Genomic DNA, 14,027 nt, shown 5'->3' with positions numbered 1-14,027 from the left:
TGTTCACCCTTTTATAAATATTATTAAATATTATATATGTATGATAGTAGCATTAGAGTGGTATGAGCTATCGATCCTATGTATGCATATTTTTTATCATTTGCATGTAGGGTGTTTGATTCAAGATTTGCATGATCTTGTCTGAAAGGATACTAGTCCAATCCAAAATTAAAAGAGATGAATATGATAGAGAGTAGAGAGAAATAACATTGCTATAAGTGAGTTGATTTTATATGGATTTTATATTAACTGAAGAGATCACATTAAATACCGATCGCTTCATCCCTGGTTTTGGTGTAAGTAGATTAAGTTTGCTCTCATTTAAAATATTAGAATCTAGTGCGCCGTCTAATACTACGGGCTTTACAGTTCCTGTAGATTCTATTCAATCTGTATTTAATCGCACTATCGGAATACAATGGTTTAACCGTACCCTTTTACAAACAGGTGTCGTACCTAATGTTAGACTCTTCTTACCCCCTTTCCGCGTTAATTACGCTCCAAGTGTCGAAAACATTGCTCGTAACGTTTTTATCGCTTTTTCACCTGTCATTTCACAAATGTTCGGATCCAGACTTCTCTCGGTAACTGCAAGAGATCAATCTTTTTCTGCTACTTTTCCTGCCGATAAATAAGTGAGATTGCTATTAATCAAAACACACCATTTTTCCTCTACAACGGACTTCCTTTAACACCGTTGGAGAGGAACTATATCTCACCCTCCTATATAATTCATTTCTATTTTTTGTATTTCCGAACTATTTATTAATGCCCTTTCCTCAGAATAGCGATCATTACGGTGATTCCATATATCTTGTATCTTAGCTAAGATATCTTCATCACTTGCTTTTCCCCTTATAAATGGAGCTAAATTTAATCCATTATTGGCAAACAAACATGTATACAATTTTCCATCTGAAGATATTCTGGCTCGAGTACACGAACCACAAAACGTATCTGATATAGAAGAAATGATTCCAAATTCTTCAGTACTGCCCACGTATCGAAAGCGTTTTGCTACATCTCCAGAATAATCTTCTACTGATTCAAAGGGCATATCTGCTTCCTGAATTCGACGTAAGATATCAACTTTTGGAACTACTTTGTTTAGGTTCCAATTATTTTTATTCCCAACATCCATAAATTCAATAAAGCGGACAGTATGCCCAGTTCCTTTAAAATACCGAGCCATGGAAACAATTTCTTTATCATTCACACCTTTCATAACAACCATATTCACCTTTATTTTTAAATCTACTTTTGCCGCAGCTTCGATCCCTTTCAGAACATCACTTAATTCAAAATATTTAGAGTTCAATTTCTTGAATACTTCCTCTGATAATGTATCCAAGCTTACATTTACACGCATTAAGCCCGCTTCTTTTAAGTCCTCTGCATACTTACTTAATAAAACGCCATTTGTGGTTAGCGCGATATCCTCAATTCCCTCCACTTCACGAAGTTGGTGAATAAAAGGAATCAAACCCGTACGTAACAGCGGTTCTCCTCCTGTTAAGCGAATTTTTTTAACACCTAGTAAGACAAACAGCTTAACAAGACGAAGAAATTCATCAAATGAAAGCAGTTTATCAGTAGGCAAAAAATCTAAACAAGAGCCTTCTGGCATGCAGTACATACAACGGAAATTGCATCGGTCTATAACTGAAATACGTAAATCTGACAAAGGGCGTTGGAACATATCTTTCATGGCTATACATCTCCTCTTTTCTACATAACGTCCTATCAACCGCCACTAAAGGGAGGTATTAGTGCGATTTCTTCACTCCCAGTGATAAACGTTTTATCAGCAACACATATCTGATTTACAGCAATCATGCATGATGGAACAATCCGTTCACTCGAAGGATATTCTTCGATTACTTTTTCCTTTAGATCTTGCAATGTACAAGGGGTGTTTAATTCAACCTTAATCCAATCCCCTAACTCTTGACGTAACGCGCCAAAACAGAAGATAGAGATCCTTGCATTTCCCATCTATCCCTCTTCCTTTCCTATACCTACCCAGTAGGCTTTACTCTCTGTTATTTCTTTCTTCCAAATAGGAACCCGTTTCTTCAGCTGTTCGATCGCGTACTGACAGCCTTGAAAAGAAGCATCTCGATGGGCTGACGATACAGATATGACCACTGCAATATCGCTAATTTCTAATTTCCCCACCCGATGTACCATCGCTACTCTTTTACATAAATATTGACTAATTACTTCATCCCCTATTTGCTTCATGATTTTTGCTGCCATCTCCGTATATGCTTCATACTCCAGGTGAAGAGTGCGTTGACCATCCGTTATCTCTCTTACAATACCTGCAAATGAGCAAACCGCACCTGCATTTCTATCTTCAACCCAAGGGTAAATAGAAGCGAAGTGGATAGGTTGAGTCGTTATAGAAAAATTACTCAATTCCACTTTATTTCCTCCTTTTCTGATAACGATCCCTCCCTATCATCATTTGTTTCAATCTTAAAATCCCCACTCTTTCCCCCTTTCTTTTCTAATACATACGTCGGTCCAATCACCATCTCTTTATCAATCGCTTTGCACATATCGTAGATGGTCAAAGCAGCTACACTTGCAGCTGTCAATGCCTCCATTTCAACTCCCGTAACTCCCTGTGTTTTTACGGTTGAACGTATCCCTAACGTGTTCTCTTTCATATAAGAAAAGTGAATATCAACGCTGCTAATAAAAAGAGGGTGGCACATAGGGATTAGATCAGCTGTTCTTTTTGCAGCTAAAATTCCTGCTGTCTGTGCAACAGATAATACATCTCCTTTAGAAACATCTCCCTCTCTGATTCTAGCAAGTGTCCTCTCTTTCATCTGAACTCGACTTAACGCAATCGCAATACGTAAAGAAGATGGTTTGCTTGTTACATCTACCATTTTAGAGCGGTGTTGTTCATTGAAATGTGTCAAATCTGTTTCGTTCATTTCATCCCTCCTCATTAACTCATCCTTATTTATTGACGATGTAAATCCCACACAATATGTTTTAGCTCAGGCAAAATCAGCTTTTTCATAGCTAAATTTATGGCATTTCGTGATCCTGGTATAGAAAAAACTGCTTTTCTTCCAATTGTCCCAGCGAGTGCTCGACTCATCATCGCCCCACTTCCTATCTCCTCATAACTAATCATACGAAATAATTCACCAAAGCCGACGAGCTCCTTCTCCAATAATCCGGACACAGCTTCATATGTAACATCATATCTTGCTATTCCTGTCCCCCCTTTTGTTAGCACCACATCGATAGCTGGGTTCTCGCACCCACTCTGGATCGCTTCTTGAACCAAACGAATGTTTCCTTTTACAATTTCATAGCCAACAACAGAAAATTCCTCCTTTTCTAGTAACTCCATCAATAGTCGTCCATTTTCATCGGTTTCTCTATTGCGAGTATCTGAAACAACAATTACCTTACACCCCACCGATTGTGTAGATGAAAACGTTTTATGTTCATGCATACTCATGGTCCAATCCCCCAGAGAAACGTAATTTTTTGTCCATTATTTGCAACTACGCACACACATAAACAGTACGCAACACCAAGGAGTTTGTCTTGGAGCGATACAATGAAGAAGGAGTGATCCCTTTCTCTCTTTCATCGGTAAACACCGATTTTTTTAAAAAAGACACTCCTTCTACTCATAACAAATGAATCCTCAACGTCCTCTAGAGCACAACAAAGATCCTTAGTCTCATTCGGTTAACAATCCTGTACCGTTTGCGGTTGACCAAATAGATCAAGCGGATCAAATTTTTCATTAACTCTGCGTAATCGTTCCAATGTAGTAGGGTAGTACTGTTCATCTGGATCTTCTAACAACAGATCCACCCACCCAGAATAAGCTTCTTTTACTCTGGTCCGTTCGATGCTACGACGTAAATTATTCACCCACGCAATCCGCTCAGCCCGATTAGATACAGGTTGCTCCCAGCTATTTGAGATTTCTATTGCATATTTAGCATTTCGATGTCCATAGACACTTTCTGCAGTTGTTCGATCTCCCACTGCACCACCTAACGCATTGAGCATGAGAAAAGATCCCGATGGAGCTACCGTAAATTGTTCCACAATCGCCTCTATTTCACTGCTACTAAATACACGACTGATAAACACTCCTGTATTCTTAAAGAATAGTTGGTCTTTCATTGTCATCGTTTGATACCAAATATCTTGTGTGATAATTCGATCAAAAGCGTTTTGAATCGATGTTGGCGGTTCAATCTCTACAATATCTGGTTGCGTATCGAGTAGTGGTTGTAGAATCCTCCTCAGCTTCTCTTTAGAACCGACAAACATTCCGATTGCCCTTGCATCCGTATTTGTAATCGCAAACGATGACGTGAGATCACGGGTTACTTCAGATCCCCAAAATTGATAAACCCCTAGTACTTGCCCAAGTTTGTTAAAATTAGTTGATGAATTGAGGGTCCATTTTAAAAGGAAAGTACTTACATTCACCAACGGATGTAACCGATAATGTAAACGGGTAATAAACCCTGGTACATTTAATCCCCCACCTTGTGTTGCCCAAAATAGTTCTGGGTTGGTCGTCGCATTTGCATGCACCAGAACAGGAAGTTGATTCGCATTATTCGCAACAACCATATCGACTCCTGCTAGGCTATCAATGGTTAAGCCATATTTCCGTGTAAGATAAGAGAAACCGCCACATATATTTCCTGACATACTTGTAGCTAACGCCGATGGTGGGATAAATCGATCAAATTTAGCCAAAGCTTTGTTCACATCGCCCATAACCTCTCCAGCCTCTACTTGTGCTATTTTCCTAACCGAGTCGACTTTCACTCCTTTCATCAACACCTTTGAAATCATCAGCTGGCCATCTGCAGCATCAAAGCCTTCATAACTTCTTCCCCTCGATTTCACTCTGAGTCGCATCCTATTTTTGACCGCAAAGTCTACAGCCCTGATAGCTTCATCGTCATTTCTAGGCAAAATTTCTAGACTAGGGAATTTATCGAAGCGCGCGTTGAACATTTTCCGAACCTTATTATAGCCAATTCCATTCGGACCAATGACAATCATCCCATCTAATGAACTCATTATTCTCCCTCTTCCCTCAAATAATCATCATATTATATGTGGGGTAAATAAAAATATGATTAGCAGGGATTGATCTCAAGTCAAAATAACCTTAGGTAGAGATATGCCACCTCTCTTAAAAAAAGCCACTCGAAGGATCTAATCCTTCGAGTGGCTTAATTACAAATCAGTTGCGCGCGGCAACGAAGCAATTCCTAGATTCATTTTCTTTACCTCAGCTGGATCAATCATTCCTACCGAGTGTGGCAACCGCTCTAAACATAGCTGAAGCCAATCGATTACACCCTCTACATCAACCTCTTGATGAAATGGGCGATACGCCTCCAGGTAACCACACGCACTTGTTGCTAACTTGCGGGCACCACGCACTTTTCCTCGCTCTAGCTGATGACAAATCGCCGCAATCTGAATCAGCCCGTGATAAAAATCATTTGCCCGCTCTGTTTGCCATAATTCTTCTAGCACTTCGTGTGCTTCCCAATACTCTCCATCGTGATAGCACTGAAAAAAATCTATATATAATGAAGGATATCGTTTACTCATTAATTACACCTACCTCTTCTAACAGCCATTACTTTCATCATGATCCGCTGCTTATCTTACCACCTTTAGGGTAACTTATAACAGGAGAACACCTTTACAAACCAATGACCGTACCATAATATTAGCATAGAAACCCAGAACCATGACGGGCAGAGGGCAAAAATTCTAGGGGGATTACATTAATGGATGATCATCTTTTTCATGAACTTCATACCCTCTTCAAACGGACAAAATCTTCTATTGAAACCTTTGTCCATATGTTGGAGCCTGCTGTAGATAATGCGACAACAGAGAAAGAACGACTGTACTTCCACCATATTATTGAAGAAGAGGAAGAACGACTGAAGCGCTTGGAGGAGTTAATTCCTCAACTTGAGGAATTAACAGAACAACCCTCCCGAGTTGAGGGCTCGTCAAGCAAGTGGACTGTTGGAGACCTTCGTTCCAACAAAGGAGGTTCCCATGAATAACCATGAATTTTTACAAGTATTGCAAGCTATCCAGATCGAAAAATTTGGTCTGCACAACTTTGTTGAACACCTAGACCTCGCGATGTACGAGCTTCCCGATGATATCGAAAAACAACGCAAATTAAAAGAGCTACGACAAATATCGGGAGCAGATTACATGCGCTTAAAAGAGATTGTCATCGAATTAAATGAACGCTTTACCGGAAATGATACGGCAGAACCAGCGGGTTCATCCAAACAATGGACTGTTGGTACACTTTCTCGATTGGAGGATCGATCATGAGCCATTCAGATTCACCCCTATCCCATGAGACATCACATGAGTTACAACGCGTCGTCATAGAGACAGCACGCCGACAATTAGTAGCCAGACGCTTTCTCTCTTTATACGGCCCTCTAGGCGCAGGAATCCAAAGCGTTCCGCATTTCATCTACTCCGAGCCCAAGCCTGGACATCTCGATTTAACGGGAGAAGGCGGGAAGCTGGCTGAACCATCCTCACGCGTAAATTTAGATATTCCAATTATATATAAGGATTTCCTTCTCTACTGGCGCGACCTCGAAATGGCAGATAAGCTGGATACTCCGATCGACCTCAGCGGTGCAGCTGACGCCGCTGCTTATGTCGCTTTTAAAGAAGATGATCTGATCTTTAATGGAGATAACAGCCTCCATCTTCAAGGCATCATGAATGTAAAAGGTAGACATACCCTGCTTCGCGAAGATTGGATCAAAGCAGGGCACGCTTTCCAAGATATTGTGGAAGCACGTAGTAAGCTCTTAGCGGCAGGACATGCAGGTCCATACGCTCTCGTCCTGTCACCCGATCTATATGCCCTCCTCCACCGCGTTCATCCAGGAACCCACGTATTAGAAATTGAACACGTGCGGGAGCTTGTTACTGATGGGGTATATCAATCTTCTGCTATCAAAGGACAAACCGGTGTGCTGCTTGCTACCGGATCACAAAACTTAGATATTGCTGTTGGGCAAGATCTACATGCTGTTTATGTAGATGGAGAAGATATGAATCATCGTTTCCGCGTTTATGAAACGCTCGTGCCACGCATTAAACGTCCTACAGCGATCTGTACTCTAGAAAGTCAACATGCATGATTGAAGTAAAGTTTAGCGAATCCTCCTCGCGAGGGTTCGCTTTTCTTTATAAAAATAACAAAAAACCTGCTCGAACATGCGGCAGGCGAAGCGAAGGATTTATTTAGGCACTTATGCCCTTTTGTAAGAATGTAAACTCTTTATACTCGTTAACCGCATCCCAGCCGATATCTTCTATGATACGTAAAACCTCATCCCTTACCCCCGGTGATTGAAAGCCATCGCTCACATCCATCAATCGTTTTAAATAACAAATTAATTCGTGTTCCCGTTGTTGACGATATACTTGATTGCGCAACTCTTTTACACAGACATGGCGTGGTTTTACAATCATAGAAATTTCCCCTGTGTGAACAATGAGATGCTCACCATCTTCTGTCACCAACCCTACCGTATACACGTGATCACGTGTCCGCTCAGCAGAAACCACTACCACTTGAGAGAAAGACTCTCCCGTGCGCAAACGGACGCTCTCCGCTTCAATCGCACCTCCCAGCTTGCGTCGGTGTTGCAAGATGGTACTCATATCAATCAAACCGTGAACTGGACTATTCATGGTTCCCCCACCTTATTGAAATCAATTCTCATTCTCATTATAATATTATCTTAGCTCATTTATACATGGAAATCAAGGCAAAAGAAAAAGACCAGGTGTCCATCCTGGTCTTCGATCATATAAGGACATAGGGTTAAGATAAAGGAGTTCAGAAGCGCAGTATCCGTGATCGCTTCACGAGCATCGCGCATCGAAAACTATGTTATCATAATATCATAAAAAAAGAAATTTGTCGATAATTGTTGGATATCTTTTTTACGATGGCCACACCCGTCTCAACCAAATACGCAACATCGGACCAACTGCAATCCGTTCTTCATACTGTTTGATCGCTTGACGAAACTGAGTACGCAATCGTTTATCATGAGGATCTTCCATTACTGCCAGGCGCAAGTGTTCCACCGCTTCACTTCCTCTTCCCATCCTCATCAACAGACGCGCGCACTGACGATGAAAACGGGCATCTTTTTCCATATACGTAAGTGCCAATTCTAGATGAAGCGCAGCTTGTCCCATTCGTGAACTGAGTGCATACACTTCCGCAAGCAAAATATGCGAAAGAGCATCGCGCGGATTTAACTCCAGACACCGTATGAGACCGTGCTCTACTTCCTCCACTCCACCTTGTTCTAATAAGCAGCGCGCATATTCGCGATAAGCAGGAGCATACTCCGATTGCTCATTTACTAGTGCCTTATACCTAGTAAGTGCATGCTCTATCTGACCTGTCGCTTCTAAAATTTGGGCATATAGGAGCTGCCCTTCAAGATCATCTCGGTCTCGTTTCAATAACTCTTCAACCGTCTCTTTAGCTCTATCCCATTCTTTTCTTTGAAACTCCAACTTTGCCAATGTTAGATAGAGAAGGGGGTGGGGGTTATCTATTAGTATCTTCTTCAGATGAGATCGAACTTTGCGGTAATTTTTCGAGGCTGGTAACATGTCCAATAGCTTTTCTGACTCTGCTTTTTGCTTCTCCGTGATCATCAACCTTGTTTCGATCAATATCGTCTCCTCCTCTAGCCGTATTCTACACCTAGATGGCTTAGCCGTTCTCCATTTCTTTTCTACATTTTATCGTAATAAATCCATACTGTCACTCACTTTCTCCTACTCTATTAGTGGTAGGCTCACTCTATGCAAAAAATAAAAGAGTGATGAAACAACTTCAATGTTGTTGTTTCATCACTCCTAACTTTCTTCATATCCTTATCTTCTCTGCATTCGCACACCTGTCATATAGTCCGTCTCGTAGTATTCTAGCTCTTCGCGCAAGCCCTCAAAGGCTTTTGATAACGAGATCGTCACTTTATGAAGAGACGGTGCGGGCGGATAGCGAAACCGGATCGCATCCTGACCTGTATACGTGTACCGTCCATCTTCTTCATAGCATTCATGACGCGGATAATAAAAGTTATATATACATGTGTGTACTACTTCATACAATACCTTGTCCGCAAATTCGCGATTAAATTTTGCCCTGCGCAATACCAAACTAATCGTTTCATATGCCATCTCACACGACACGTTAAGGTGGCGTAGATCAGATAAGAAGTGGCGGTAGTATTGTTCCATTTCAACTTCTTTTTCAGTGGCTGTGCCTGATTCTGCAATCAGTTGTGGTATGTGCGTATAATCCAAAAACGCAGCTAATTGTTCGTTTACTTCCTTCAGTGACTGACGTGTCATCTCACACAGCTGTTTCGTCTGCTCAGCTGGCATACGGTATAGGTCGCCTCCTCAGACAACTTCTCTGAATAGAATGTAAGTATCAGTATAGCATGTTTTGCAATAAAGTCCTACCGTTAATTTCTTATTTGTATAGATTCCAGAGACGATGAAGTGATGTGACTCAGGGGATGATGAAAGCGCAAACCACTACTATATAATTGTTTTAACATATCCATAAACTTGCCTTCATCAATTTTTTCCCACGCATGAGTGAGACGGAAGAGGAGCTCGTGTTCCACAGTGGGATCTTTTAACGATCCAGCTAAGTCCAATGCCTGCTCGTAATAGGAGATCGCGTCAGACACTTTCTCTTCGGAGATAAAAGCATCCCCTTTACTGATATAAGACTTCATCTCTAGCCGTCGATCCTTTAATTGCAGAGCGAGATTTGTCCCTTGATCAATCATTTCATGCGCTTTCGCCCATAACTTCTGCTGAAAATAAAGAAGACCCATCTGAAGATATACATGAACGAAGACGGGTGTAACCTCCCCTTTTTCCTTTTGACTAAGAAGAAAGAGATAGCACATCTCTGCTTTAGTCCAATTCTTCTCTGCGACATACACATCGCCCATCACTTTCCATAAATCAAACATTGCACGTTCATCGCCACTGTGACGTACTTTCTCTAGTCCATGCAATGCTGTTTTTTCCGCTTCTTGATATATACCCAACTGGCACTGCAGCCTTGCCCGCAATCCATATGCCCCCACCTGTAGACGTGAATAAGAAAGACAGAGTACTTCTTCCCACATCTGATCAAGAATCACCAATGACTCCCGATAAGAACCCATTTTTTCTAAATAAAGCGCTTTATGATATCTTAATTGAAATTGCGTATCTGCTTGCTCTTCATCTTGTTTAAGAACTTTTAACCCTTCTTCTACGAAAGATAATGCCTGCTCGTATTGGTGTTTATCACTATAAATATGAGCTAGCCCCAAGTGGGAGAGTGCAGACATCTGACTAGAGGCATTCTCTTCATTTTCCTCGCCCAACCGGATCGCATTTTGAAAAGCACGCTCTGCCCTTTTGTATTTATCTTCTTTCAACAAACACTGACCCTTCATATAATAATAGGACGCTGCTAATTCATGGTGATCGTCCACCGAGATTTTCTCTAGCATCTCCCAGGCCCACTTGGTTTGCCCTGCATCACAAAATGAAGCGGCACTAAGAAGATAAAAGCGAATCTCTTCCGCTTGACGCTCTTCGCTCTGCATCAATTGAGGAAGCTTGTCCCTTTGTAAATCCATCTTTTCCATCAGGTATTCCATTTTCTTTTTATGTACATGTGGCACCCCCCGCTCAATATTACTAATCGTTGCAGGGGATATATTTTCATCAGCCAAATCTTCCAACCGTAGATTGCGTTCTTTACGAACCTTACGTATGATTTCTCCAATTTGAGCCATCTGTAAGTGATTCATATTCCTCGCCCCTTTAATAGACTGGTATAAGATGCCTATGCTATTATACACAAGGTGAAAGATTTTGGGAATCTGTCCATTCATTTTAATAGATAAATAAAAAAGCACTCCCCCTCGTCAGGTCGTCCCTAATGATGAGGGGAGTTTTGATAAAATTCGATGGTATGAGCGATGATTTCATCAATATCCTCTTCGTTAATCTCAGACAGTTCACAACGAACAATGACTTCTGCTTCTAACTCTTCTTTTTTTAGCAATTTATATAGCTTAGGGGAAACAGTGAGCACTAAGGTGGAAAGCTTCATCGTTGCCACAATGGGTTCACCCGCCTCATCCACCCTTCAACCATAACAAATAGGGTTGACTATATGGCATTATATGTTGAAGAGAAGAATTGTGTCTCCACGTTTCTTTATTCACCCTTTAGATACCTCTTGCAACAAAAAGCATGCTTATTTTTTTCCTACTAAGACTGCATGATCAACCTTGATACAGTGATCTTGCACCACTTGGAGCCCATTTTCCACAGCTAGCTGCGCCGCCTCCTCATGAACAATCCCTTGTTGCAACCAAAGTACTTTTGCATTCGCCTTAATCGCATCTTCTGCAACAGGAAGCACATATTCACTACGGCGAAACACGTCTACTATATCCACTTGTTCAGGAATATCTGCTACGCTAGCATACGGCTGCTCACCCAATACAGGGGAAGTTAATTTTGGATTAACAGGAAAAACTCGATATCCCGCCTGTTGTAGAGCTTCTGCAATCATATAGCTGGTTCGCTCTGGATTGTCAGAGCATCCGACGACAGCAATATTTTTTGCGTCTAACAAAATTTGACGACGTTGTTCATTGCTCGAGTTTATACTCATCTATTGCTCACTCCTCAATATACTGAGATCTTTACCTTGCAATCCATTATAAGGGTTATGGAATCCACCATCAAGAAGACCCTCCAAGTCCCTACATAGATTTGTATAAAAATATTTAAAGTGTAAAAAATATCTATCTAGCCGTAAGGAGGGATATGCATGTCAAGATCAGATCAGCAACTACCAATAGAAGAGACAGCTATTCAAAAGGAGCCAGATCCACGTTCCGCCGATGGACTCATTTTTCCAGGTGGTTTCTTGGATGACGATCTTCAAGATATCGATGAAGTGATTTTTGAATCCATCGCCTTATTGGATGGTCCTCATGCTTAAGGAATAAACATAAATAAGCCGCATATGCTGCGGCTTATTTATGTTACTTTGATGACAGTACCATTTGATCAAAAAACTGTAGCACCTGACGATATACTTCAATCTCATTTTCTTTCTTTGAAAACCCATGACCCTCATCTTCCAAGACGAGATACTCTACCTCTATCCCTTTTTCCCGCAATGCTGTAACAATTTGATCCGATTCCTTCTGTACGACCCTCGGATCATTTGCTCCTTGAATAATAAAAAGCGGTTTCGTCATCTTGTCGATATAGGTTAGCGGTGAATCTGCTACTAAGCGCTCACGATCCTCTTCCGGATCCCCCAACCAGCGCTTCATCAATGGCTTCCAATACTCCGGTACGGATTCAAGAAAGGTAAACAAGTTAGAAGGCCCAAATATATCCACAGCTGCTTTCACATATTCAGGATGCCTCCCTGCTAAGAGTAGTGTCATATAGCCACCAAAACTACCACCCATCACCAAGATCTTATCCCGTTCCACATAACCCTTCTCTATCATCCATTCCATGCCTTCTACGCAATCAAGGCGTGGTCCTTCTCCCCAGTCCCTTTCCACCATCTTGGTGAACGCCAATCCATAATGTGTCGATCCGCGAAAGTTGGGAGCAAAAATGCTGTATCCACGATAGACAAGGAATTGAAATAGCGCCCGAAATGATTTTCTCTCTGCCCACTGTGGGCCACCATGTGGCCAGAAGATGAGGTGCTGATTATCATTCTCTTCATTTGCTTTAAAATAGAGCCCTTCAATTTCCAAACCATCGAAGGAAGGATAACGAATAACTTCTGGATCTACCATTTCTAACTCATCTACACCGGGAACACGATTATGGGTTAACTCCTCCCATGCCGCATAATGACCATCCAACTGATAGCGATACAGGTTAGATGGCTTAGTCGCACTCATGCCCAGAAGATACAAATTCCCTGACTCTGGTATCTCCAATTGCGTAATCTGATCCACTGGAATATCGAGTTGAACCAAGCGACTATGGGTAAGATCATATTGATATAAGCAATCTACTACTCCACGGGAAGCAATCAAGTATAATATGTGACGCTCTCGATCAAATTTTACTCTCATCAGTTCCTCGTGCTCCAAGCGGAGCACTTCCGAAAACTCTTTTGTCTGTAAATTAAACTTTGCTAAGTAGGAGTAATCAGATTGATAGTTCGTTATGAGGTATATCTCTTCATCAGAGACATACATCACGTCAGAAACAACATGTTCTTCCTCCGTTTGGGGCGTTAGCGGAATATCTTCATGCCCCTTGTGAACATATGCGGTTTGATAAGTATTAGACAACGCTTTTGAGTAGACAAAGCTGGACTCTTCTGGACCAACAGCTTCAATAATTGTCATTGCTTCATTTCCTTCTAAAATCAGCTCTTCTTCACCCGACTGGAGATAATAGCAATATCCATTAAGGAATTGAGCATTCTCTTTATTAGAAGAGTAGTAAAGGCGCTCTCCATCTTCTGATAAGAAAGCAAAAGAATGAAACGCATCTTTATGTGTTCTAAGAGGCAAGAGTGTTCCTCCCTGTGGTCGCATCGCATAAAGAGCCGTATTTTCATCCCCATCATGGTCATATCCTACGATGGCAAACCGACCTTGTTTATCAAAATGAGCTGTTTGTACACTTTGCCCATTAAAAGTAAGACGATAGGGGAAATGATTAGGAAGATCCATCGCCCACAAATCAAACTTCCCGCTTAGATTGGTACTAAATATGATTTGCGCTTCATCGGGACGAACAGCAAATGTTTCGATCTCATTTGTTTGATAAAATTGCTCTACGTCGGATCTTGAAAATGATAGCATAGGTCCCCATCCTTTACGTAGTTTTTATCTTCA

At 41.3% G+C, this 14,027-nt stretch carries 19 protein-coding genes; 5 read left to right on the top strand and 14 right to left on the bottom strand.

The genetic code is table 11. The features are described from left to right. The first annotated feature begins 233 nt into the window (after nt 1-233). The gene (locus tag NXZ84_RS00685) at nt 234-635 is read left to right on the top strand and encodes a hypothetical protein (RefSeq protein WP_258838382.1); all 402 of its coding nucleotides are present in this window, start codon (nt 234-236) and stop codon (nt 633-635) included. A gap of 80 nt (nt 636-715) precedes the next feature. On the opposite strand, the gene moaA is transcribed toward NXZ84_RS00685, so the two are convergent. The 7 genes from moaA to NXZ84_RS00650 form a co-directional block, all read right to left on the bottom strand. Continuing rightward, on the bottom strand, nt 716-1,708 hold the full coding sequence (moaA, locus tag NXZ84_RS00680) for a GTP 3',8-cyclase MoaA (RefSeq protein ID WP_258838381.1): 993 nt from the start codon (nt 1,706-1,708) through the stop codon (nt 716-718). Between the two features lie 35 nt (nt 1,709-1,743). Beyond that, complete coding sequence (locus NXZ84_RS00675; protein WP_258838380.1) at nt 1,744-1,995, bottom strand: MoaD/ThiS family protein; 252 nt, start codon at nt 1,993-1,995, stop codon at nt 1,744-1,746. After that, nucleotides 1,996-2,427 (bottom strand): molybdenum cofactor biosynthesis protein MoaE, encoded by a 432-nt coding sequence (locus tag NXZ84_RS00670; RefSeq protein ID WP_258838379.1) that lies wholly within the window; start codon nt 2,425-2,427, stop codon nt 1,996-1,998. It lies immediately after the preceding gene. Next, nucleotides 2,418-2,951 carry a cyclic pyranopterin monophosphate synthase MoaC gene (gene moaC, locus NXZ84_RS00665; protein WP_258838378.1) on the bottom strand — a complete coding sequence of 178 codons (534 nt, stop codon included), beginning with the start codon at nt 2,949-2,951 and terminating at the stop codon, nt 2,418-2,420. Before moaC ends, NXZ84_RS00670 begins: the two co-directional genes overlap by 10 nt. A gap of 29 nt (nt 2,952-2,980) precedes the next feature. Beyond that, nucleotides 2,981-3,490, bottom strand: a complete 510-nt coding sequence (locus NXZ84_RS00660) for a MogA/MoaB family molybdenum cofactor biosynthesis protein (RefSeq protein WP_258838377.1) — start codon at nt 3,488-3,490, stop codon at nt 2,981-2,983. Between the two features lie 236 nt (nt 3,491-3,726). Further along, nucleotides 3,727-5,091, bottom strand: coding sequence for an FAD-binding oxidoreductase (locus NXZ84_RS00655; RefSeq protein ID WP_258838376.1), 1,365 nt, complete (start codon nt 5,089-5,091; stop codon nt 3,727-3,729). Nucleotides 5,092-5,250: 159 nt separating this feature from the next. Next, entirely contained in the window at nt 5,251-5,634 is a 384-nt protein-coding gene (locus NXZ84_RS00650) for a DUF309 domain-containing protein (protein ID WP_258838375.1), read from the bottom strand. A gap of 182 nt (nt 5,635-5,816) precedes the next feature. Here NXZ84_RS00650 and NXZ84_RS00645 point away from each other — a divergent pair, with 182 nt between their 5' ends. Genes NXZ84_RS00645 through NXZ84_RS00635 form a run of 3 tightly spaced genes read left to right on the top strand, consistent with a single transcriptional unit; the run spans nt 5,817 to nt 7,220 of the window. Continuing rightward, a complete protein-coding gene (locus NXZ84_RS00645; protein WP_258838374.1) occupies nt 5,817-6,104 on the top strand; it encodes a hypothetical protein in 288 nt (95 codons plus the stop codon). Beyond that, on the top strand, nt 6,097-6,387 hold the full coding sequence (locus NXZ84_RS00640) for a hypothetical protein (RefSeq protein ID WP_258838373.1): 291 nt from the start codon (nt 6,097-6,099) through the stop codon (nt 6,385-6,387). The genes NXZ84_RS00645 and NXZ84_RS00640 overlap by 8 nt, the downstream gene beginning before the upstream one ends. Beyond that, on the top strand, nt 6,384-7,220 hold the full coding sequence (locus NXZ84_RS00635) for a family 1 encapsulin nanocompartment shell protein (RefSeq protein ID WP_258838372.1): 837 nt from the start codon (nt 6,384-6,386) through the stop codon (nt 7,218-7,220). Before NXZ84_RS00640 ends, NXZ84_RS00635 begins: the two co-directional genes overlap by 4 nt. 103 nt (nt 7,221-7,323) lie before the next feature. Here the strand turns inward: NXZ84_RS00635 and NXZ84_RS00630 are convergent, their stop codons facing one another. From NXZ84_RS00630 to NXZ84_RS00605, 6 genes are all read right to left on the bottom strand, one after another. After that, nucleotides 7,324-7,776: a hypothetical protein gene (locus NXZ84_RS00630; protein ID WP_258838371.1), complete on the bottom strand. Its 453-nt coding sequence runs from the start codon at nt 7,774-7,776 to the stop codon at nt 7,324-7,326. 255 nt (nt 7,777-8,031) lie between these two features. Then, nucleotides 8,032-8,781, bottom strand: coding sequence for a tetratricopeptide repeat protein (locus NXZ84_RS00625; RefSeq protein ID WP_258838370.1), 750 nt, complete (start codon nt 8,779-8,781; stop codon nt 8,032-8,034). Nucleotides 8,782-8,985: 204 nt separating this feature from the next. Then, nucleotides 8,986-9,498 (bottom strand): YpuI family protein, encoded by a 513-nt coding sequence (locus NXZ84_RS00620; protein ID WP_258838369.1) that lies wholly within the window; start codon nt 9,496-9,498, stop codon nt 8,986-8,988. A gap of 83 nt (nt 9,499-9,581) precedes the next feature. Next, complete coding sequence (locus NXZ84_RS00615; protein ID WP_258838368.1) at nt 9,582-10,937, bottom strand: helix-turn-helix domain-containing protein; 1,356 nt, start codon at nt 10,935-10,937, stop codon at nt 9,582-9,584. A gap of 128 nt (nt 10,938-11,065) precedes the next feature. After that, nucleotides 11,066-11,251, bottom strand: a complete 186-nt coding sequence (locus tag NXZ84_RS00610; protein WP_258838367.1) for a hypothetical protein — start codon at nt 11,249-11,251, stop codon at nt 11,066-11,068. A 138-nt stretch (nt 11,252-11,389) separates the two neighbouring features. Continuing rightward, nucleotides 11,390-11,812 carry a CoA-binding protein gene (locus tag NXZ84_RS00605; protein ID WP_258838366.1) on the bottom strand — a complete coding sequence of 141 codons (423 nt, stop codon included), beginning with the start codon at nt 11,810-11,812 and terminating at the stop codon, nt 11,390-11,392. A gap of 159 nt (nt 11,813-11,971) precedes the next feature. Between NXZ84_RS00605 and NXZ84_RS00600 the strand changes: the two genes are divergently transcribed. Continuing rightward, nucleotides 11,972-12,145: a hypothetical protein gene (locus tag NXZ84_RS00600; RefSeq protein WP_258838365.1), complete on the top strand. Its 174-nt coding sequence runs from the start codon at nt 11,972-11,974 to the stop codon at nt 12,143-12,145. 43 nt (nt 12,146-12,188) lie between these two features. Here NXZ84_RS00600 and NXZ84_RS00595 read toward each other — a convergent pair whose 3' ends face one another. Next, nucleotides 12,189-13,994, bottom strand: coding sequence for a S9 family peptidase (locus tag NXZ84_RS00595; RefSeq protein ID WP_258838364.1), 1,806 nt, complete (start codon nt 13,992-13,994; stop codon nt 12,189-12,191). Nucleotides 13,995-14,027 lie beyond the last annotated feature (33 nt).

The sequence above is a fragment of the Mechercharimyces sp. CAU 1602 genome, assembly GCF_024753565.1.
In the GTDB taxonomy this organism is placed as follows: domain Bacteria; phylum Bacillota; class Bacilli; order Thermoactinomycetales; family JANTPT01; genus Mechercharimyces.
This window is presented reverse-complemented; position numbering and strand designations above follow the sequence as displayed.